Below are 21,562 nucleotides of genomic sequence, written 5' to 3'. Positions count from 1 at the left end.
AGTCGCGCAGCCTACGGTGTGCCGGCGTCGTCGGCATCGGAACCGCCACCGGCGAACTGTCCGGTCTCACAACCGGCTCCACCGACCTGGTAGACCCCGCCGGCACCGAGCCGGGCATCTTCGGACAGCAGCATATCGGCCTCGAGACCGCGTACCCGCGCCGCCGGAGTGCCGTCGCCGCCGAAGCGCCGGTCGGCCGGACGCTCGTAGAGCGCCGCGCCACCGCACATCGCCTCGACTATCCGCTGCCGGCCCGCGAGCAACCGCTCCTGCGCCCGGCGCTGGTACTCCGCACGCCGATCCGGTTCGATCGCCTGGACGAACGCCTCGGGATGCACGATCGCGAGCAGGCCGGAGACATGGCCGAAGCCGAGAGAGGTGACCAGACCGGCCTTGAGCGGGAACCGGTCGCCGAAGCGCAGCGCCTCGCGCACCCAGACCAGATGCGGGTACTCCGCCATCTTCTCGTCCACGCAGTCCAGGCTCCGGTTCGGCGGCACCACACCGTTTTCCAGCACCTGGCACAGGCCGATCAGCTGGAACGCGGCGGCACCACCCTTGGCATGCCCGGTGAGGCTCTTCTGCGAGACCACGAACAGCGGTGCGCCCGCCGACCGGCCGATGGCCGCGGCCAGTCGCTCGTGCAGTTCGGACTCGTTCGGATCGTTGGCCGCGGTGGAGGTGTCGTGCTTGGAGATCACCGCGATATCGTCCGCGCCGACACCGAGCTTGCGCAGTTCCGCGGCGAACCGGGATTCCCGGCCGCCCCGGCCCGCACCGAGGGCACCCAGGCCGGGGGCCGGGATGGAGGTGTGCACGCCGTCGGCGAAGGACTGCGCGTAGGCGACCACACCGAGCACCGGCAGACCCAGTTCCAGCGCCACGTCACCACGAGCCAGCAGCACGGTGCCACCGCCCTGCGATTCCACGAATCCGCCGCGACGGCGGTCGTTGGCCCGGGAGAAGTAGCGGTCGCCGATGCCCTTGGCGCTCATGGCCGCCGAATCCGCGGTGGCCGACATATCGCCGAAGCCGACGATGCCCTCGATACCCAGATCGTCGAAGCCACCGGCCACGACCACCTCGGCCTTACCGAGCTTGATCTTGTCGACGCCTTCTTCCACCGACACCGCGGCGGTGGCGCAGGCCGCGACCGGATGCACCATGGCGCCGTAGCTGCCGACGTAGGACTGCACGACATGGGCCAGCGCCACATTCGGCAGCGCTTCCTGCAGGATGTCGTTGGGCCGCGGTTCGCCGAGCAGATTGTCGACGTAGAGCGACCGCATCGACGACATCCCGCCCATACCGGTGCCCTGGGTGTTGGCCACCAGGCTCGGATGCACCCAGCTCATCAGCTCCGAAGGGCTGAAACCGGATCCGACGAACGCGTCCACGGTGCAGGCGATGTTCCACAGCGCGACCCGGTCGATCGAGGACGCCATATCCGCGGAGATACCCCAGACGGTGGGATCCCAGCCGGTCGGGATCTGACCACCGACCGTCCGCGACAGCGCCGCCCGGCGCGGCACCCGGATCTCGGTGCCGGCTTTACGGGTCACGGTCCAGTCGCCGGAATCGGCGACCGGGGTGATGACCGTGTGCTCCGGGCCCGCCGCGTAGAAGGCACGCGCCTCGGCTTCGCCGCCGACCGTGAACGACAGATCCTGGTCCAGGAACACCGAGGTCATCAGCGGGCTGGTGTTGTCGACCATGGCACCGTCGTCGGCGTAGCGGCGGATACCGCACCGCTCGACCACAGCGTCGTGGTATCGCTCGGCCAGTTCGTGTTCCGGTACCAGGTCACCGGATTCGGTGTCGTACCAGCCCGGCTTGGGATCGTTCTCCCAGGTCACCATGCCGGTGGTCCAGGCCAGTTCCAGCACGCCGCCGGCCGACAGTTCGTCGGAGACCTCCATCTCGAACCGGGTCCGCGCGGACCCGTACGGTCCGAGCTCACCGGCGCCGACGATCACGACCATATCGGTGAGATCGGCGGTCACCGCGCCCCATTCGGGTACAGGCAGTGCCGAGGTCAGGGCCGGTGGGGCGGGCAGCGCGGAGATCCGCGGCGCGCCCGACTCATCGGCCACCTCGGCTTCCGCGGCTTCCGCGGCCTCCTGGGTCTGCTTCGCCAGGGCGGCCAGATCCAGGTCGGCATCGGCCAGTCCGCCGGTGAGGTCGATCTGCGCCGGAGTGGTAGCAGTGGCCTCGCGGGCCTGCTCGGTCGCCCATTTCAGCAGTTCATCGGCGATCTCGTCGGTGGACCAGGTCTGCACACCGGCCTGTTCGACGGCGTCGACCATGGGATCGTTGTGGCCCATGAGCCCGGTGCCCCGGACCCAGCCGATCAGCGCGTGCACCAGGGTGACCCGGCTCGACCACGACTTCTCGGCCCGCCATTTGGCGACCACCGCGTCCAGCGCGGCCTTGGCCTCACCGTAGGCGCCGTCACCGCCGAACAGACCGCGGTTGGGCGAACCCGGCAGCACCACATGCAGTTTCGCGTCGACATCGTGGTCTGCGCCCAGGGTGGACAGGCCACCGATCAGCCGCTCGACCGACCACAGCAGCACCCGCATCTCCATCTCCGCGCGGGCACCCGCGTCGGAGAGGTAACCGGAGACCCGCGGCGCCGCGAACGGCAGCAGCAGGGTGGGGGTCAGCGCGTCCTTGGTCTTGATCTTGGCACCACCGGCATTGTCCACCTGCTCGGTACCGACCCAGTCGATCAGGGCGTCGATATCGGTGTAGGAGGCCATATTCGCCGGCACCACCCACAGCGCGGCACCGTGCCGGGCGTTCGCGCGGTAGAGGTCGCGGTAGAAGCCGAGCCGGGTGTCGTCCAGGCGTGAGGTGGTGACCACCACGGTCGCGCCGCCGCCGAGCAGCCGCCCGGCGAGCGCGGCGGCGATGGAACCCTTGCTCGCGCCGGTGATCACCGCGATCTCCGCGGACCATTCCCCGGCTTCGGCGCTGTCGCGCGCGGCCTCGGCGATCCGCTCGTAGTGACCGGCGAGCACCGAACGCGCTTCGTGCACCGCCCGCTGCCGCCACCAGTCGGCCTGCGCGGCGACCGCTGCACCGGCACCGGCGAAACCGGTGACCGGCAGCTGTGCGCTCACGGCGTCCTCGCCCAGCCACAGCCGGGCCAGATCCTCACGCGCGGTGGCCCACCGGTCGTCGATGAGCACCGCCTTGCGCGCGTCGAACGCCGGTGCGACCAGCCGCGGCCAGTCCGAGCCCAGCTCCGCGGACACCAGATCGACGAGACCGTCCTCGGTGGCCTCCGGGGCGGAGCTCTGCTCGCTCAATCCGAGCTGTTCCAGCACCAGGCGAGCAGCCGAAGCCAGCACACCGTCCTTACCGGTGATCTGCTCGGTGAACTCGCCGAGCGCCGCGGCGTCCACGGTGCCGCCGCCGGACCCACCGGCCGAGGGCAGCGATACCGCCACCCCGCGCCGTGCCGCCACCGCCTGTACGGCGGCGTCGATCGCGGCATCCACGGACGCACCGTCGGTGAGCGCACCGGAGACGAGACCGCCCAGGTCGCCGCCGCGCACGCTGGTGCCCTCGCGGGTACCGAGCGAGACCTCGGCGGTGATGTGGCTGGCCCAGCCCTCACCCAGTTCCCAGACCTTCTTCACGCGTTCGGCGATCGCGGCCGGCCGCTTCCCGGACGGTCCGAACACCTTGCGGAGATGGTCGTTGATCGCATCGCTGAGCACCGAACCGAACGGCTTGTAGGTCCGGGCGAGACGTTCCACGGTCGCCGAGAGGGCGCCCATATCGGCGTCCGCCGCTCCGTCGATCGCACCCAGCGACAGTTCCGAGCCGAGGTCGACCAGCAGCTGGTTACGCCGCGAGGACACCCCGTCGCAGAGACCCTCGATCGTGTCCACCGGACCGATCTGGTCGATCCGGAGTTTGGTCCACAGCGCGATCAGCACCCGGGTCGCGTCGGCCGCGGTGAAGGTGAGGTCATCGGGCCGCGGCCCGCCGGTCGCGACGGGAGCCGGAGCCGCGGATGCGGCGGCCGGAGCGGCCGCGGGCGCCGCGGCGACCTCCTCCTCGGGTTCGTCCACCGGAGCCGGATCGGTATCGGTGGAGTACACCACCGCCGCCTCGCGCTCGATATTGAGCACTTCCACCGTGGCGGTGGCGAAATCGGGCAACTTCAGGGTCTGGCTCGCCAGGTTCGCCACGGTCGGGGTGGCACCCAGACCGACCTCCACGAAACGTTCCACATCCAGATCGCCGAACAGCAGATCCTGGGTTTCGATCCAGCGCACCGGGCTGGCGAACTGCCAGGCCAGCAGTTCGATCAACACCACACGGCACAGTTCGCTCGGGCGCTGCGCCCAGGAGTCGAAATCGGCGAGTACGGCGGCCAGCGGTTCGGAGGGAACCAGATCGGCGATCTCGGCGACGAATTCGCGCTCCAGCGAGAACAGTCTCGGCACGAGGTTCGGGATATAGCGCCCGACCAGGACCTCCGGCTGCAGTTCCTCGGGCAGCAACTGCTCGAGTTTGCCCCGGAACTCCGGAACGCCCTTGCGCAGCACGGTCGAATGGAACGGGACATCGATACCCGGTACCAGAATGAAGGCCCGCTTACCGCCGAATTCCGCCCGGCGGCGCTCGATCTCGTCCTCCAGCGCTTCCAGACCGGCGACGGTGCCCGCGATGGCGTACTGCGAACCCCGCAGGTTCAGGTTCACCACTTCCAGGAATTCACCGGTCTGCGCGCCGACGCCGGAGACGAAACCGATCACCTCGTCGTCGGGCAGCCCGATCTGCGAGGGACGGATCGCGGCCATCCGGTAGTCGCTGCGGCCCTGCGCATCACGCGGGACCAGCTCGTGCATGGCCGAACCACGCTGGAAGACCACCTCGAGGACGGCCTCGAGCGGAAGTACCCCGGCCACGGCGGCCAGCGCGTTGTATTCACCGACCGAATGCCCGGCCAGCAGTGAACCCTCCACGAACGCACCGGCTTCGCGGAGCTCCGCGACCTGCGCGACACCGAGGGTCGCCATAGCGACCTGGGTGAACTGGGTCAGGTGCAGGACGCCGTCCGGGTGCCGGTGTTCGACCCCGCGCGCCTTCAGATAGGTCGGGTTGTCGCGCACCACGGCCAGGATGGAGAAGCCCAGGGCTTCCCGGGTGTGCTTATCGGCCCGATCCCAGATGGCCTTGGCCGCCTTGGACCGCGATCGCGCGTCCAGGCCCATACCCTTGCGCTGAATGCCCTGGCCCGGGAAGGCGTAGACAGTCTTCGGCGCGGCGGTACGACCGGTCGCGGTCATCACCAGATCACCACCGGCGCGGCAGGAGACCTCGATGATCTCGTCGCCCGCGTCGACAGCGACCCGTTCCACCCGCACATCGATATCGGCACCCGGCCGCACCATCCCGAGGAACCGGGTGGTCCACGCGGTCAGGGTGCGCGCCGGCACCGACGCCTGCGGGTCCACCGCCGACACCGCGTGCTGCGCGGCGGCCGACAGCCACATCCCGTGCACGATCGGACTGCCCAGGCCGGCGAGCTTCGCCGCGGCATCGCTGGTGTGGATGGGGTTGTGGTCACCGGAGACCGAGGCGAACGCGGCCATGCTCCGGGGGGCGACCATGGTGACGTCCCGGCGCCGGCGGCGCGGTGTCTCGGTGGCGTCCTCGCTCACGGTCCCCGCGGCCCGCGGCGGATCGGTCAACTCACCCGCGCCGGTGCGGCCGCGGATGGCGAACCGTTCGGCCAGCCGGGCCAGCGGCACCACGTCCAAGCCCTTGTCGCGCATCTCACCGACCGTGACCTCCACCTCGACCACCCGGCCGAGATCGGTATCGACCACGGAACCGGAAACGGCGCGCACCACGAGAATGCTGGTCTCGTCGGGGAGTTCGCGCAGCAGCTCGATCCGGTGGTCGAGATGCACCAGATCCAGCATGCCCTCGATCACGCTGGTGTCGGACTCCGTGCGCGCCGCGCCGAGTACCGCGAACACCGCGGGCCAGCAGGCGCCCACCAGCACATCCGGCACGGTACGGCCCAGGGTGCTCAGATTCGCGGGCAGCCCGGCACCGGTGACGCCGCCGTGATCGGCGACCAGATCCGGCGTCCAGGCCAGATTGAGGTGCGCGACAGCGCCCTTCACCTCGGGCAGCGCCTGTCCGGCGGCCACGCCCAGCAGTGCGGACATCGCCACATCGGCATCGGCTTCGGTCACTACCGGCGCGCCGCCGTTGTACACCGTCACCGGCACCGTGATGCGGATACGCACCGCCTGTCCCGCATACAGCGGCACGGTGAGTTCCACGTAGTTGTTCTCGGGCTCGGGCCCGTCGGTCTCGACGAGGGTGGCTCCGGTCGGCGGGTGCACCGCACCCTTCTCGTCCACCGTCCACTCGTGCAGGTCACCGAGACGGTGCACCGGGTTCACGGTGGCCCGGCCCGACCAGTTCACATCGGGCGCGGCCAGCACCACATCGATCGGGCCGCTGGTCACCGCGGCGACCCGGCGGGCGTCGACGGCCGTGGGCGTCACACCGTCGCGGACCAATTTGTAGGCGGTGTCCTGCTCGAAGCGGTCCAGCAGTTCGCCCACCGGCTCGTCCACCCGGGTGATCCCGGCGACCGCGACGGTGCCCGGGATGACGCAGACCTGGTCGGCGGAGTACCGCGGATCGTGGGCCTGCCACAGCGAATCCGAACGCCACCAGCGGCGCACGTCCTGATCCACCACCGGCACGAAGTTGACCGGCTTACCCGGGGTTTTGCACAGGGTGACGAAGAACGGCACATCCGCGGGGTGCAGCACCGTCTGCGCCGCCGAGGGGTAGCGCTCGCTCAGAGCGGCGAGTGCGGCGGCCGGATCTTCCAGATCCTCGTCGCGGAACAGCGATTCGATCTCACCGCGATCGGCCGGCGCGAGCCGGGCCTCGGCGCGGCGCAGCATCTCGGCGAACCGGTCCCGCCAGCTGATGTCCAGCCACACCGTCTGGGTGGCCGCGGCGATCGCGTCGCCGAGATCGGTACCGCAGTCGAAATCCTGGCGGCGTTCGTGTCCGACCGCGAGGTCCACATAGCGTTCGAGCCAGGCGAGGTAGGTCATGGTCGCGGCATCGCCGAAGTAGGGCTTGGCGGTCGCGTTCAGCGCGGCGATGATCTCGGTGCGGCGCTGGGCCACCGCGTCGGCGTCCCCGGCCACTTCGTCGAGCAGGCGACCGGTCCGCGAGGCGGCATTGTCGATCTCGTGGATATCGGCGCCCAGCTGGCTGCGGCCCGAGGCCATTCCGCCGTTCGCGGTACCCGCGCCCACCCAGTCCGGGGTGCCGGGGGTGTCGACCAGCAGCTGTTTCACCTCGGGTGCGGTCGTGGCCTCCAGCGTGGCCATGGCCGCGGTACCCACCAGCACACCGTCGAGCGGCATGGCCGGGTAACCGTGCGGCGCCGACCAGGCGCCGGTCAGGTATTCGGTGGCCCGCTCCGGGGTCCCGATCCCGCCACCGACGCAGACCACGACATTTCCGTGGGTGCGCAGTTCGGCATAGGTTTCGAGCAGGAGATCGTCCAGGTCCTCCCAGGAGTGGTGCCCGCCGGCCCTACCACCCTCGATGTGCACGATCACCGGGTAGTCGGGCACCTCGTCGGCGATCCGGAGCACCGCGCGGATCTGCGCGACCGTGCCCGGTTTGAACGCGACGTGGCTGATCCCCGCCTCGGTCAGTTCCTCGATCAGCGCGACGGCTTCCTCGAGCTCCGGGATACCGGCGGTGACGATCACACCGTCGAACGGAGCGCCCGCCGCGCGTGCTCGCTGAACCAGCCGCTTACCCCCCAGCTGCAGTTTCCACAGGTACGGGTCCAGGAACAGCGAATTGAACTGCACCTGCCGTCCCGGGTGCAGCAGTTCCTGCAGATCCGCCACGCGGTCGGCGAAGATCTGCTCGGTCACCTGGCCACCACCGGCCAATTCCGCCCAGTGGCCGGCATTGGCCGCGGCCGCGACGATCTTCGCGTCCACCGTGGTCGGGGTCATCCCCGCCAGCAGAACGGGCGAGCGCCCGGTGAGCTTGGTGAACGCGGTCTCCACCACGATCCGGCCGTTGGGCAGCCGCACCGGGCGCGGCGCGAACGCGGTCCACGGCCGCGCGACCTCCGGGGTGGCGCCAGGGGTCAGCAGATGGCGCTGACCGGCCCGGGTGGCCGCCGCAACGATGCCGACACCGGTGCCCTTCAGCGAATTACCGCTGACTCGGGAGAGCAGGTCGCCGGGGCCGAGGTCCAGAATCCATTCGGCACCGGTGGTCACCACGTCATCGACGGTCGCGACCCAGTCGACGGGCTCGACCAGGATGTCGCGTGCCAGCTGCCCGGCGAGTTCGGTATCGAGCCCGCACTGCCCGGCCCAGCCGGAGACCAGTTCGACGGTATCGGTGAGCGCCGGGTGGTGGAACGCGACGTCGACCTCGAGATCCTCGAAGACCGGCGCGAACACCGCCCCGCCGCGCTGTTTGGCCGAACGCTCCCGGTCCTGCTCGGCGTGCAGCTGCGCACAGCGCTGCTGCACGCGGCGCAGCTGGTCGGGAGTTCCGGACAGGACCATCCGGCGCCGGCCGTTGCGGATCGACAGCACCGCGGCCACCATCGGGTCCACGCCCGCCGAGACCTCGGCGAGCACGGCGCGCAGTTCCTCGGGATCGACGTTGGACACCGCGACCATCGACGACCGATCCCCGATCGGCATCAGCCCGCGTCGCCGCGCGACCAGTCCGGCAGCGGCGCCGACCAGCTGGGCGATCGCGAGAATCTCCGCGTCCTGCTCTCCGGCCGCCCGCACCGCGGCAGCCGCCAGCAGCCCCTGCGAATGGCCGACCACCGCGACCGGTGCGATCTCGGCCGGGTCCAGTCCCTGCAATCGCAGCGCGCGCAAGGCCGCCAGCTGGGTCAGCAGCACACCCGGCATCGATACTGCCGCCGAACGCAGCACCCGCTCCGGCGGCGCGTCCGAGGTTTCGGTCTCGTCGTCGGCGAGATCGTCCTCCAGCATCCAGGCGACGGGGTCGAATCCCACCGGACGCACCGTCAGCAGCTGATCCGCGACGGGTTCCAGCAGTGTGGCCGCCTGGTTCACGAGGGTGGTGAGTTCGGGCTCCAGGGCGGCGTCACGGCCGATCTCGGCCAGTTCGCCCAGCCAGCTGGCGCCTTGTCCGCCGAACGCGAGCGCGTACGGGGTTCCTTCCCGCAGCCGATCCAGCAACGGCGTGCGATTCGTCTCGGTCACGTTCCTGCCTGCGGCCACATCCACCTGGTGTCCGGCTCCGGACGCAGTGCTCTCGTTGATCGTCAAGACGCTTCGACTTTCTCTCGTGGCGACATGTCTTCGGAGACTTCCCCGGCTCCCAGTCCGCCCGCGGGCGGTCCACACCCGTCGGCCTGCTCCCAGCGAGAATGGCACAAAATCATGAGGGAATCCTCACGTTTCCCTGCCCGTGCGCCGCCTACCGGCGGGTATTCATGCACTCATGTACCAGAATCCGAAGAAACGTGAACCTCCCTCATGTTTGAACCCGCTGGTGAGGGGCGATCCTTACCTCCGCGAAACGTGAGCACTCCTCATATTGGTGGTTATCGAATCGTTATAACCGCAGGTGGGGTTACCGGCGAGTACGAAACACCCGCCCGCGTCTTCGCGATCCGGCGGGCGACCGGTAGAGTTTGGACGGTCGTACCACCAAGCGCGAGTGGCGAAATTGGCAGACGCGCCAGATTTAGGTTCTGGTGTCCACGGACGTGGGGGTTCAAGTCCCCCCTCGCGCACCACAAGGTGAACGCACCGCTCCGGCGAAAATGTGTTCGAGTGCCACTCGAACACGGCCTGGAGGATCTGCGTTCGCCCTTGCCCACCCTTCGTCTCTGCATTGTTGACCTGCGGCGACGTGCTGAGCGCACCCTACTCCCCGCGCGGGCGGCAGGGGTTGTTTTCACCACAACCGGCATCAGCGCCCCGCTGATCACGCCGCAGTAGAGTTGTTCGAGGACGGGCCTTTTCGGCCCACCGATGCGCGGCCCCCGTCCGGACCCCGACTCGAAGGGACGCATCCCACATGACCGATTCCACCCGCCCCGCCGACGCTTCCGGCACCTTCCGCCTCGGCGGCGACCTCGAGATCAACCGCCTCGGCTACGGCACGATGCAGCTGACCGGCCCCGGAGTCTGGGGCGAGCCGGCGAACCGCGACGAAGCCGTCCGGGTTCTCCGGCGCGCCGTCGAGCTCGGCGTGAACTTCTTCGATACCGCCGACAGCTACGGCCCCGCCGTAGCCGAACCCCTCCTGCGCGAGGCCCTGCACCCCTACAGCGACGGGATCGTCATCGCCACGAAGGCCGGGCTCACCCGCCAGGGCCCCGACCGCTGGACGCCCGTAGGCCGGCCCGCCTACCTGCGCCAGCAGGCCGAGATGAGCCTGCGCCACCTGGGCGTCGAGCGCATCGACCTCTTCCAACTCCATCGCATCGACCCCGACACCCCACTGGAAGACCAGATCGGCGAGCTGAAGAAGCTTCAGGACGAAGGCAAGGTCCGCCATATCGGCCTCAGCGAAGTCAGCGTGGCCCAGGCCGAAGCAGCCCGGCAGATCGCCCCGATCGCCTCCGTGCAGAATCTCTACAACCTCACCGACCGCTCCTCGGAAGAGCTCCTCGACTGGTCGGCCGACCAGGGCATCGGGTTCATCCCCTGGTTCCCGCTGGCCACCGGAAAGCTCTCCGGTGAGGGCAGCCCGCTCACCGAACTGGCGAAGCAACACGACGCCACCCCCGCGCAGCTCGCCCTCGCCTGGCTCCTCGCGCGCTCTCCCGTCCTGCTCCCCATCCCGGGAACGTCCAGCGTCGCGCACCTCGAGGACAACCTGGCCGGCGCGACGATCGAACTGACCGATGAGGAGTTCGATGTACTGACGAAGGCCGGCGCCGCATAGCGCGACCTCCCGGCCGGCATCTCACGGCCGACCGGCCCCCGGCACCTCGGGCCCCCGAGCGCGAACCGGCGCACCTGGAACCGCAGTCGTCCGGACCGATGCCACAATCGGCCGCAGGCCGTGGGTGGCGCCCGTGCCGTGCGAGGACTCGCCCCGCTGGATTCCCTGGGCCAGGAACATCCGCCCGTGCGGCACCGGGCACAATTCTCGACCGGCGGAAGTCACGTTCTCACAGCGGTCCGCCTTCCGGAAGCACTGCCACGGGACACATCCGGTGACCCACCTGCCACGACACCCACGCGATGCGAGTACCCAACGGGGGTAGAGTAGTGGCGACCGGCGTGGGGCCGGTCGCGGACGCGGCACTCGGGAACGGAGGTGGCGAATGACGGACACCGCGCACGCCCGGACCGCACCCGCCACCCCACCACGGCGGCGGCGCCGGTCCCGCACCGCGACGGTCGTGGTGGTACTGGCCGCGCTGGCCCTGCTGGCACCGCTGCTGCACTGTGACCTCGTCCCCGCGGCCACCGCGCACGCCCGAGCGCACGCGGCCGTCACCACGGCGGCCGGTCACCACGACCGTACCGGCGATCCGGCCGGGAGCCATTGCACGGCCCACGCCGTGCACTGCGTTTCCCAGGTTGTGCTACCCGCGCGGGTTCCCGACCCGTTCACTGTCGTCGTGCCGGTGGCACTCACCCTCGCCACCGCCGCTGGTCTTTCTCTCGCACCCGTCGCCGGCTGCTGGATCCGGGGACCCCCGGCCGCAGCGCTCGCCGCCGGTGGCCGCGAGATCCTCACCCGCTTCTGTATCGCCCGGCGCTGATCGGCCGGCGTCAGGCCGGTTCCCCTGGGACCGGCCGGAGTCCGCTGCCGTTCACCCACCTCCGGGTCCTGTGTGGCGTACCACGCGTACCCGATACAGAAAGCGACAGTCATGAACAACGTGGTACTGCCCGAACGGGTGGAGCCGACCGCCGCCGGAATCGTGCCGATGCCCGGCGCCGCCCTGACACCCCCGGCGCTGGTGGGCAATACGCCGGTGCTGTGGGTGGGCGCCCCGCTGGCACCGGCCGGGCGGGGATTCTGGGCCAAACTCGAAGGCAGCAATCCCGGGGGGATGAAAGACCGGCCCGCACTGCACATGGTGCGACGCGCGCGCGAACGCGGCGATCTCGCGCCGGGCACGCGGATCGTGGAATCCACCAGCGGCACCCTGGGTCTGGGTCTGGCACTGGCCGGAGTGGCCTACCACCACCCGGTCACGCTGGTCACCGACCCCGGTCTGGAGCCGATCGTGGAACAGTTGCTGACGGCATACGGCGCCACGGTCGATACGGTATCCGCGCCACATCCGGCGGGGGGATGGCAGCAGGCCCGCCGCGACCGCGTCGCGAGCCTGCTGTCCGACGATCCGTCCGCGTGGTGCCCCGATCAGTACAACAATCCCGACAACGTGGCCGCCTACGAGTCGCTGGGCATGGAGCTGATCGAACAACTGGGCGGCGTGGACGTGCTCGTCTGCGCCGTGGGCACCGGCGGACATTCCGCGGGCGTGGCACGGGTACTGCGCCGATTCGATCCCGCCTTGAAACTCATCGGCGTGGACACCGTGTCCTCCACCATCTTCGGCCAACCCGCCCGACCGCGGCTCATGCGCGGACTCGGGTCGAGCATCTATCCCGCCAACGTCGATTACGCGGCGTTCGACGAGGTCCACTGGATCGCCCCGGCCGAGGCGGTGTGGGCCTGCCGGACCCTGGCCACCACCCACCACGCCACCGGCGGCTGGAGCGTGGGCGCGGTGGCTCTGGTCGCGGGCTGGGCGGCCGGGCAGTTCGACTCGGACACCCAGGTCGCCGCGATCTTCCCCGACGGCCCACAGCGCTATTTCGACACAGTTTTCAGCGACGAGTACTGCCGCGCACACGATCTGCTCACCGCGGCCCCGCCTGCCGGGCCGGCCACGGTGTCGAGCCCGTTCGAGGCCGAGTTCCGGTCGTGGACCCGGTGCGCGACGGTGGTGGATCCGCGCGCGATCATCGCGATCGAAGGAGTTCGCCGATGAGCGCGATCGCCACCTTCCGCAGCTTCGACGCCCCGGCTCGGCTCCTGATGGTCAACCAGTTCGGAATCAACCTCGGTTTCTACATGCTCATGCCGTTCCTGGCCGGATACCTGGCCGGCCCGCTCGGGTTCGCCGCGTGGGCGGTGGGACTGGTGCTGGGTGTGCGCAACTTCTCCCAGCAGGGCATGTTCCTGATCGGCGGCACCCTGGCCGACCGGCTCGGTTACAAACCCCTGATCGTGGCCGGATGCCTGTTGCGCACGGGCGGTTTCGCGTTGCTGGTGTTCGCCACCGACCTGCCCGCACTGTTGATCGCTTCTGCTGCCACGGGATTCGCCGGTGCACTGTTCAATCCTGCGGTCCGTGCCTACCTCGCGGCTGAATCCGGCTCCCGGCGGGTGGAGGCCTTCGCGGTGTTCAACATCTTCTATCAGGCCGGAATCCTCGCGGGCCCGCTCGTCGGGGTGGCACTGCTGGCACTCGATTTCCGGGTGGTGGCGGCCGTGGCGGCGCTGGTGTTCGCCGTGCTGACGGTGGCCCAATTACTGGCGCTGCCCGCCCGGCGCGAACGCCCGGATCACGACCGCGTCCCGGTGCGGACGGCGTGGGCCGGGGTGCTGCGCAACCGGCGGTTCGTGGCGTTCTCGGTGGCGATGATCGGTTCCTATGTGCTGTCCTTCCAGATGTATCTGGCCCTTCCGCTGCAAGCGGAGACGATCACCCGGGACCGTGCCCAGCTACTCGTCTCCGCCCTGTTCGTGATCTCCGCGGTGATCGCGGTGGCCGGGCAACTGCGCATCACCGCCTGGTTCCGCGCACGCTGGGGTACCGGACGCGCCCTGGTCACCGGTCTGACGATTCTGGCGGTCGCGTTCCTGCCACTCGCGCTGGTGCCCGTACCCGCGCGGTTCGGCACCTGGGCGGCGGTGGCCGCCCTGCTGGTCTCGGGGGCACTGCTGGCCGTCGGCACGGCCGCGGTGTTCCCGTTCGAGATGGACACGGTGGTCACACTCGCCGGAGACCGCCTGGTGGGCACCTATTACGGCTTCTACAACAGTGTGGTCGGTATCGGCATCCTGATCGGCAATCTCGCCACCGGCGCCGTTTTCGGTGCTGCCCGGGCAGCGGAAGCCGAATGGGCGGTCTGGACCGGGCTGGCCCTGATCGGATTCGTCTCGGCGTTCGCATTGGCGCGCCTCGACCGAGCGGGGACCGGACACACCGGCGCGGCGGACCCCACCGCGGCCGCGGATGATGTGGCGATATCGGCCCGACCCCGCTCCCGGGTTTCCGGGACCACCCGTCACGTCGGCTGAGCATCCCGCCAGGCTTCGATCCCGCCGGGGGTTCCGTATTCATCGGCGCCGGGCCCATGTGCCCTAATCGAGATCTCGGCACAGGCACCGGGTGCACCACCGGTGCCCCCGGCAAGCCGATCACGGCGAAGCGGCTGTCACGGGCGGCGGCGAGCAGTCGCTACCGCACGGTGCGGTTACCCGAGTGCGGCGCCGGTTACGGTTGCGGCACGATCCCGACTCCGGCGCGTATCCGCACCGCCAGCCCGGCCTGGTCCAGCCGTTGCCTCCCACCTGCGGTGATAGCTACGATCGATCAGCTCGAACGGGTGGGGGACTCGACAGAACGGAATCGAACCATGAGGCCACAAGCGCGCACCTGTCGCGTCGGCCCCCGACTTCTCGGCGCGACCGTCGGGGCCGCCGCCCTCTTCTTCGCCGCCGCTCCCGCGGCCGCACTCCCCTGGACCCAGGTGACGCCGGTCGCCGCCGGGCCGAATCCGCAGGTGGAGCTGGACAGCTATTGCGAGGAGCCCGGCGAGGTCGGGCATCTCGCCGACGGCACCACCGTCTACTGCTCGGCAGTGCAGGGCTCCGACACCTTCGCGTGGTCGTACTACAGCGAACCCGTGGCGATGGATCCCAATCGCGATTACGCCTGTGACGAGGCCAGCTGCGAGTACGAGGACGGGTCCACGGTCCCCGACGAACATCGGTGCGGGATCCAGTGCGGCGAACCGCCTCTCGCCGGCGAAGTCGAACCCCACCTCACTCCCGGCTTCTGAGAATCCACCCTGCGGCCGGTCGGCCGAACCCGGTCCGCCGCCGGCCGGGCTGCTATCGTGAGCAGGGAATCTTCGTCCACAGAGAGATCGACCATGGTTGGTGAACTCGATATCTCCGGAGCCACCCGGCTCTGACGGCCACCAGTAGGGCGCACCGGGCGCCGCTGTAGTGGCCGTTTCGTCGTTCACTTTTCCTTCTTCGAGGCAGCTGCACGCGCCCGAACGACAATCGAGGTCTCTCCTACATGTCCGAAACTTTTATCGTCTGTTCGAATCTGTCTTTCTCCTGGCCGGACGACACCCCCGTGTTCGACGATCTGTCCTTCAGCGTGCCCGCCGGGCGGACCGGTCTGGTCGCGCCCAACGGCGCGGGCAAGAGCACACTGCTCAGGTTGATCGCGGGTGACCTGCGACCCCGCACCGGCAACGTATCGGTCGACGGCGTACTCGGCTACCTCCCGCAGACCCTGCCGCTCACCGGCGATATGACGGTCGCCGAAACTCTGGGTATCGCACCGGTCCTGGCCGCCTTGGACGCCGTGGAATCCGGTGACACCGCCGAAGAACATTTCACCACCATCGGCACGGACTGGGATATCGAGGAACGCACCCGCGCCCAGCTGGAACGCCTCGGCCTGGGTGATCTGCCGCTCACCCGGCGGTTGCGCACCCTCAGCGGGGGCCAGGTGGTGTCGCTGGGCCTGGCGGCCCAGCTGCTGCGACAACCCGAGGTGCTACTGCTCGACGAGCCCACCAACAACCTCGATCTCGAGGCCCGGCACCAGCTCTACGACCTCCTGGCCGATTGGAAGGGTTGCCTGCTGCTGGTGAGCCACGACCGGGCACTGCTGGATCGGATGGACCGGATCGCCGAACTGCACTCCGGTGAGATCCGCTTCTACGGAGGCAGTTTCACCGAGTACGAGGACACGGTGCGCGCCGAGCGCGAGGTCGCGCACAAGAACATCCGCAATGCCGAACAAGAGGTCAAACGGGAGAAGCGCGAACTCCAGCAGGCCCGGGAGCGCGCCGCGAAACGGGCGAGCAACGCGGCCCGGAATCTGGGCAACGCGGGCCTGCCCAAGATCTTCGCCGGGACCATGAAACGCAATGCCCAGGAATCGGCCGGGCGGGCGAACGAAACCCATGCGGCCCGGGTCGACGCCGCGAAAAATCGGCTCGACCGGGCCGAACGCGCCCTGCGCCCGGAGCAGCGGATCAGCCTGCAACTACCGGATACCGATGTGCCGGCCGGGCGCACCGTATTCGCCGGTGAGCAGATCCGCTACCGCTTCGGCGAACAGGAGATCTTCGACGGTGACGGCGCGGATCTGACGATCCGCGGGCCCGAGCGGATCGCCCTGACCGGACCCAACGGTGCGGGCAAATCCACCCTGCTGCGGATAGTCCACGGCGATCTGGCGCCGGACAGCGGTGCTGTCACCCGCGCCGAGGGCCGGGTCGCATATCTGTCCCAGCGACTGGATCTGCTCGACCTCGACCGCACCGTCGCCGAGAACTTGGCCGCGTTCGCCCCTGGCCTGCCCACTCCGCAACGGCTGAACCTGCTGGCACGCTTCCTGTTCCGTGGTTCCCGGGTCGATCTTCCGGTGGGTGCGCTCTCCGGCGGTGAACGGCTGCGCGCCACCCTGGCCTGCGTCCTGTTCGCCGAACCGGCGCCGCAGTTGCTGCTACTGGACGAGCCGACCAACAACCTCGACCTGGTGAGCGTGGGACAGCTCGAGAGCGCGCTCGACGCCTACCGGGGTGCGTTCATGGTGGTCAGCCATGACGAACGGTTCCTCACCGAAATCGGGGTCCGCCGCAGGCTGCGGCTTTCCGACGGTCGGCTGCGCGAGGTCGCCGGGCCCGTCGGCGACGCCTGAACCCGAACACGAGGCGGCTCCGCCCGGTTCCGGGCACTTCCCGGAATCGTGCGGAGCACCGAGTGGACCGCTCTCTAGATACGGTTGCATAGCTACAAATTTGTAGCTACGTTAGCGGAGTCATCTTCCGAGAGAGGCCACCATGACCGACGCCCTGCCCGTCACCGTCGACTGGACGACACCGACGATCACCTCCCGCACCACCCTGACCACCCACCTCTGGACCGCGCCGCCGCTACAGCGCAGCTCCCCCGTCCACGATCGGGCCTTCACCGCACTCCGCGATCTCGGGGCCGATTACGCACGCTTCCTGCCCTGGTGGTCCTCGCCGAAACTTTCCGTCCCGGAGCTCGATCCACCCACCGCCGGGCGGACCTCCTGGGACTTCCACCGGCTCGACGAATTCGTCGACGATTTCCTCGCGGCCGCCGAGGGCCGGCCGGTCGTCGCGAACTTCGCCACCATCCCCACCTGGATGTTCGAGACTCCGGAGCCGTATGCCCTGCAGGACGATCCGTCGGCCATCCACTGGGACTACGAACAAGGCACCGAATTCCGCGACCCCGGCCTCTCCGAGGTGGCCGAACATTTCGAACGGATCGGCCGGTGGTACATCGACGGCGGGTTCACCGACCAGTTCGGCATCCGGCACGAATCCGGCCGCGACCACCGGTTCGCCTTCTGGGAGGTGCTGTGCGAACCCGATGTGGGACATAAACTCTCACCCCAGGTCTACACCCGGCTCTACGACGCCGTGGTCGCGCGGTTGCGGCCGCTCGATGCGGAGATGAAGTTCGTCGGCCTGTCGCTGAGCCTGGTCGATTTCGACCCCGAATACTTCTGGTACTTCCTCGACCCGGCCAATCACACGGACGGTACCCCTGTCGACGCCTTCTCTTTCCACTTCTACGCGATGCCCGATATCCTCGACCCGGTCACGTTGCGGGGAAATCTCCCCTTCGAGAAATGGCACAGCGTGCTCTTCTCCCAGGCGGACGGATTCCTGCGCCAGGTGCAGCTGATCGAATCGATCAAACAGCGGCTCTCCCCCGAGACCGAAACCCATATCAACGAGATCGGCACGTTCACTCCGGACATCCTGAATCCGGAACCCGACGCGCCCGAGGAGTACTGGGCGCTGAGCGCGGCGGTGGTCACCTATCTCTGGTCACGGCTGACCGAACTCGGCATCGAGCTCGTAGGGGTGGCCGAGTTCCTCGGCTATCCCGGGATGGTCCACGGGGTATCACTGCTCGACTGGCGGACGGGCGAGCCCAACGCCCGTTATCGGGCGCTGGAACTGTTGCTGGCCAACTTCGGCCCGGGCGATACATTGCACCGGGCCGGATCGGCCCCCACCCTGGCGGCGCCGGACGCCCGGATCCACGGCCAGGCCTTCGCCTGCACGGACGGACAGCGGCGGATCCTACTGGTCAACAAGTACCCCGAGCCCGTGCGCGTACGTTTCACCGACCCCGTGGCGAGCATTCGCACCGTCGACACCTCGACCGGGGCCGGACCGGCTGTTACGCGGCCGGTCGACAACGGTGAGGTCGAACTCGGCCCGTTCGCCACCGCGGTCGCGTTCGTGGAGCCGGCCGCCGACTAGTCTGCACGGGTCAGTCCCGCGCGATACCGGAGGGTCCTATGCCCGGAACACGTGGCCGCCGCAGCGATGCCGAAGTGGTGGCGGCCGTGCATACCGCCGTGGTCGAGGAGGTCATCGACGTGGGGATGGGCAAACTCACGATGGACGGGATCGCGCAGCGCGCCGGTATCGCGAAAACCTCGCTGTACCGGCGCTGGGACACCCCGCAGGCAATCCTGCTGGATGCCCTGGAAGCGGAGTTCCCGCAGGAGAGCCCGACCGCGGCACCCACCGGCGAGCTGCGCGGCGATCTGGTCGAGGCGCTACGGCTCATGGTGACCTGGCTGGCCACTCCCACGGCGCGGGCCACGGGCGCGATCCTCGCCGAGCGCGAGCGCTATCCGGAACTGGCCGAGTCCATCTACACCCGAGTGTTCGAGCCCAAGGGCGGCCGGTTCACCGGCACTGTCCTGCGGCACTACGCGGACACAGGCGATATCGACCCCGCACTGCTCACACCCGTGGTCCTCGATATCGGCGAGGCGCTCGTCCTGAAGTGCTCCTTGGACTCCGGCGCGCTACCCGGCGAGCAGACCCTCACCGATATCGTCGACCAGGCGATCCTGCCGGCGGTGGGTCACCGCCGCTGAGCCGGTTCAGCGGGCGCGGCCCCGGCGACGCCCGGATTTCGGCCGGGAAGCCGGTCGCGCACCCGGCTGTGGCGCATTCGCCTCCGACGATTCGACGGCTTCCGATTCCTTTTGCGCTTCTCGGTCCATCCGGGCGAACACCAGATGCTGCTGTCCGTAGGTCCACAGGTTGTTCGCCACCCAATAGAGGAGGATCGCGATCATCAGTAGCGGGCCACCCAGCAGCGCACCGAGCGGGAACACCCACAGCATCAGCGTGTTCATGAGCGCCATCTGCGGGTTCGCGGCCGCCGCCGGATCCTGCCGTGCTACCGACGCACGCGCGTTGAGATGAGTGGCCAGGCTCGCCACCACCATCAGCGGGACCGCCACGATCGCGATACCGGCCATCGTCGGTACGGACCCGTGCGCGGCGAAGGACTCCAGGGCACTGTCGGGGCTGGCGATCGCCGCGGAGATCGGCGTGCCGAAGAGCCGGGCACCGAGAAAGGACTGGACATCGGCGACGTCGAAGAAATAGTTGGGGGTGGCGGCGTTGGCCTCCGGGGTCATACCGAGCTTGCCGAACCCCGTTCCGGTGCGGTCGAACGATTGCAGTACGTGATAGAGACCCAGGAACACCGGCAGCTGCACCAGCGCGGGCAGGCAGCCCATCAGCGGGTTGAAACCGTGTTCCTGCTGCAATTTCTGCATCGCCGCCGCCTGTGCGCCGCGATCACCGGCGTGCTCCTTGCGCAGCTTGTCCAGCTGTGGCCGCAGTTCCTGCATCCGGCGGGCGGTGCGGATCTGTTCGATCGCGGGTTTCAGCAGGAGCAGGCGGATGGTGAAAACCAGGAACACCACGGACAACGCCCAGGCGAAGCCGCTGCCGGGACCCAGTACGGCCCCGAAAACCGTATGCCACAACCAGAGAATCGCGGATACGGGGTAATAGATGAAATCGAGCACGAGAGCACCTCTTCGCTGCACCGCGCGGAAGTCCGCGGCGGGTGCGGATCGGGCACCGCTCCCACTGCGGGGCGGCGCCGAAGGACAGGCCGACTGGGCCGACGTAACGCTGAAGCGTTACGCGGCGGCCGGAACCTGTCCGGGTGCTCGGGGCAGGCGGGGACGACCGGGAGTATCGGGCGCGCTCTGCCTGCGGAACGCGCCGCGTAGTCGCCGCTCATCGCGGGAGGGGCCGGTGGCGGGCTCGGCCGGGCCGTGGAGCCCGGGGCGCAGACCATGGTCGGCGAGGCCGAGCAGCACGGCGACCGCGACCGCGGCGCCGACAACGGCGGTGGGACCGTCGCTCAACAGCGATACGGTCATGGCGAGGGCCAGCACGGCGACCCACGTGAGCTGAACGAGGTTCACCCCATGTGCGACCACCGACCAGATCCGTGCCATATTCGGCAGCATACCCAGCGGCCCCGCGGATCCGGCGGTGTCACGCCGCGGAACTCAGACCGCGATGCGTTCCAGGCTGCCCGATTCCATAGCCACCCACAGCGCACCGTCCGGTCCGACCGTGACCCCGTGTGGTTCGGATCCGGGCAGATCGGTTTCGGTGATCGTGCCCTCGGTGGTTATCCGGCCGAGCCGGGTCGTCGCCCATTCGGTGAACCAGAGGGCACCATCCGGGCCCGTGACGATGGCGTGTGGCTTGGATTCGCGGTCGGGTAGCGGGAACTCGGTGATCGTGCCGTCGACCCCGATCCGCCCGACCTGCCCCGCACCGATCTCCACGAACCACAGCGCGTCATCGGGGCCCGCGGTGATACCGACCGGCATCGCATGTCCGGTCGGTAACGGGTATACGGCCGTGGTGCCGTCGGCCGGGTCGATCCGGCCTATCGCATTGCCCTGATTGAGCGTGTACCAGAGCGCGCCGTCGGACCCGGTGGTGATCATCGACGGCATGCCCGCCGCGTCGAACCGGGTCAACTCACCGTCCACGGTCAGCCGGCCGATTCTGTCGGCCTGGAGCTCGGTGAACCACACAGCGCCGTCCGGGCCCGCGGTGATGCCGTACGGAGATCGTGCCGGGAACCAGGTCGCATCGCCTTCCCCAGCGATGCGGCCGATCCGGTCCCCGCGGAACTCGGTGAACCACATGGCCCGGTCGGGTCCCGGCACGATCACCGTCGGCTGTCCCGCGGAGGGTTCGAGTGCGAAGGTCCGGACCTCGCCGTCCAGATACCTGCCGACGGCGCCCTCGGTCGCCATGGTGAACCACAGGGCGCCGTCCGGGCCCGCACTCAGCCCATAAGGCGATCCGGAAATCCGAACCACTCTCACACCTCCTCGTACCCCGGCCCGATCGCA

At 69.1% G+C, this 21,562-nt stretch carries 12 protein-coding genes and 1 tRNA gene; 9 read left to right on the top strand and 4 right to left on the bottom strand.

Annotated features, from left to right (window positions below; genetic code table 11):
• Window positions 1-11 precede the first annotated feature (11 nt).
• A complete protein-coding gene (locus tag IEY68_RS26820; protein WP_189094509.1) occupies window positions 12-9,350 on the bottom strand; it encodes a type I polyketide synthase in 9,339 nt (3,112 codons plus the stop codon).
• A 388-nt stretch (window positions 9,351-9,738) separates the two neighbouring features.
• On the opposite strand from IEY68_RS26820, the gene IEY68_RS26815 reads away from it, so the two are divergent.
• From IEY68_RS26815 to IEY68_RS26775, 9 genes are all read left to right on the top strand, one after another.
• Window positions 9,739-9,823: transfer RNA gene (locus IEY68_RS26815), tRNA-Leu, on the top strand.
• A gap of 284 nt (window positions 9,824-10,107) precedes the next feature.
• Window positions 10,108-10,980: an aldo/keto reductase gene (locus IEY68_RS26810; RefSeq protein ID WP_058855190.1), complete on the top strand. Its 873-nt coding sequence runs from the start codon at window positions 10,108-10,110 to the stop codon at window positions 10,978-10,980.
• Window positions 10,981-11,365: 385 nt separating this feature from the next.
• A complete protein-coding gene (gene lpqS / locus IEY68_RS26805) occupies window positions 11,366-11,809 on the top strand; it encodes a putative copper homeostasis (lipo)protein LpqS (protein ID WP_058855189.1) in 444 nt (147 codons plus the stop codon).
• A gap of 111 nt (window positions 11,810-11,920) precedes the next feature.
• On the top strand, window positions 11,921-13,051 hold the full coding sequence (locus IEY68_RS26800; RefSeq protein ID WP_058855188.1) for a PLP-dependent cysteine synthase family protein: 1,131 nt from the start codon (window positions 11,921-11,923) through the stop codon (window positions 13,049-13,051).
• The gene (locus IEY68_RS26795) at window positions 13,048-14,367 is read left to right on the top strand and encodes an MFS transporter (protein WP_082681387.1); all 1,320 of its coding nucleotides are present in this window, start codon (window positions 13,048-13,050) and stop codon (window positions 14,365-14,367) included. The genes IEY68_RS26800 and IEY68_RS26795 overlap by 4 nt, the downstream gene beginning before the upstream one ends.
• Before the next feature lie 338 nt (window positions 14,368-14,705).
• Window positions 14,706-15,131: a hypothetical protein gene (locus IEY68_RS26790; RefSeq protein ID WP_058855187.1), complete on the top strand. Its 426-nt coding sequence runs from the start codon at window positions 14,706-14,708 to the stop codon at window positions 15,129-15,131.
• A 245-nt stretch (window positions 15,132-15,376) separates the two neighbouring features.
• Window positions 15,377-17,017: a ribosomal protection-like ABC-F family protein gene (abc-f, locus tag IEY68_RS26785; RefSeq protein WP_058855186.1), complete on the top strand. Its 1,641-nt coding sequence runs from the start codon at window positions 15,377-15,379 to the stop codon at window positions 17,015-17,017.
• 142 nt (window positions 17,018-17,159) lie between these two features.
• Window positions 17,160-18,626 (top strand): hypothetical protein, encoded by a 1,467-nt coding sequence (locus IEY68_RS26780; protein ID WP_058855185.1) that lies wholly within the window; start codon window positions 17,160-17,162, stop codon window positions 18,624-18,626.
• Between the two features lie 38 nt (window positions 18,627-18,664).
• Window positions 18,665-19,255 (top strand): TetR/AcrR family transcriptional regulator, encoded by a 591-nt coding sequence (locus IEY68_RS26775; protein WP_058855184.1) that lies wholly within the window; start codon window positions 18,665-18,667, stop codon window positions 19,253-19,255.
• A gap of 6 nt (window positions 19,256-19,261) precedes the next feature.
• On the opposite strand, the gene yidC is transcribed toward IEY68_RS26775, so the two are convergent.
• From yidC to IEY68_RS26760, 3 genes are all read right to left on the bottom strand, one after another.
• Complete coding sequence (gene yidC, locus IEY68_RS26770; protein WP_082681386.1) at window positions 19,262-20,203, bottom strand: membrane protein insertase YidC; 942 nt, start codon at window positions 20,201-20,203, stop codon at window positions 19,262-19,264.
• Between the two features lie 117 nt (window positions 20,204-20,320).
• Complete coding sequence (locus tag IEY68_RS26765; protein ID WP_058855229.1) at window positions 20,321-20,644, bottom strand: DUF6412 domain-containing protein; 324 nt, start codon at window positions 20,642-20,644, stop codon at window positions 20,321-20,323.
• A 54-nt stretch (window positions 20,645-20,698) separates the two neighbouring features.
• Window positions 20,699-21,535 (bottom strand): Vgb family protein, encoded by an 837-nt coding sequence (locus IEY68_RS26760; RefSeq protein WP_062999199.1) that lies wholly within the window; start codon window positions 21,533-21,535, stop codon window positions 20,699-20,701.
• Window positions 21,536-21,562 lie beyond the last annotated feature (27 nt).

It is taken from the genome of Nocardia jinanensis (assembly GCF_014645735.1).
In the GTDB taxonomy this organism is placed as follows: Bacteria; Actinomycetota; Actinomycetes; order Mycobacteriales; family Mycobacteriaceae; genus Nocardia; species Nocardia jinanensis.
This window is presented reverse-complemented; position numbering and strand designations above follow the sequence as displayed.

Bases quoted from the DNA above. Each gene is read 5' to 3' on its own strand.
- IEY68_RS26790 (WP_058855187.1), top strand. From the start codon at position 14,706: ATGAGGCCACAAGCGCGCACCTGTCGCGTCGGCCCCCGACTTCTCGGC.
- IEY68_RS26780 (WP_058855185.1), top strand. From the start codon at position 17,160: ATGACCGACGCCCTGCCCGTCACCGTCGACTGGACGACACCGACGATC.
- IEY68_RS26810 (WP_058855190.1), top strand. From the start codon at position 10,108: ATGACCGATTCCACCCGCCCCGCCGACGCTTCCGGCACCTTCCGCCTC.
- IEY68_RS26800 (WP_058855188.1), top strand. From the start codon at position 11,921: ATGAACAACGTGGTACTGCCCGAACGGGTGGAGCCGACCGCCGCCGGA.
- IEY68_RS26795 (WP_082681387.1), top strand. From the start codon at position 13,048: ATGAGCGCGATCGCCACCTTCCGCAGCTTCGACGCCCCGGCTCGGCTC.
- abc-f (WP_058855186.1), top strand. From the start codon at position 15,377: ATGTCCGAAACTTTTATCGTCTGTTCGAATCTGTCTTTCTCCTGGCCG.
- IEY68_RS26765 (WP_058855229.1), bottom strand. From the start codon at position 20,644: ATGGCACGGATCTGGTCGGTGGTCGCACATGGGGTGAACCTCGTTCAG.
- IEY68_RS26775 (WP_058855184.1), top strand. From the start codon at position 18,665: ATGCCCGGAACACGTGGCCGCCGCAGCGATGCCGAAGTGGTGGCGGCC.
- lpqS (WP_058855189.1), top strand. From the start codon at position 11,366: ATGACGGACACCGCGCACGCCCGGACCGCACCCGCCACCCCACCACGG.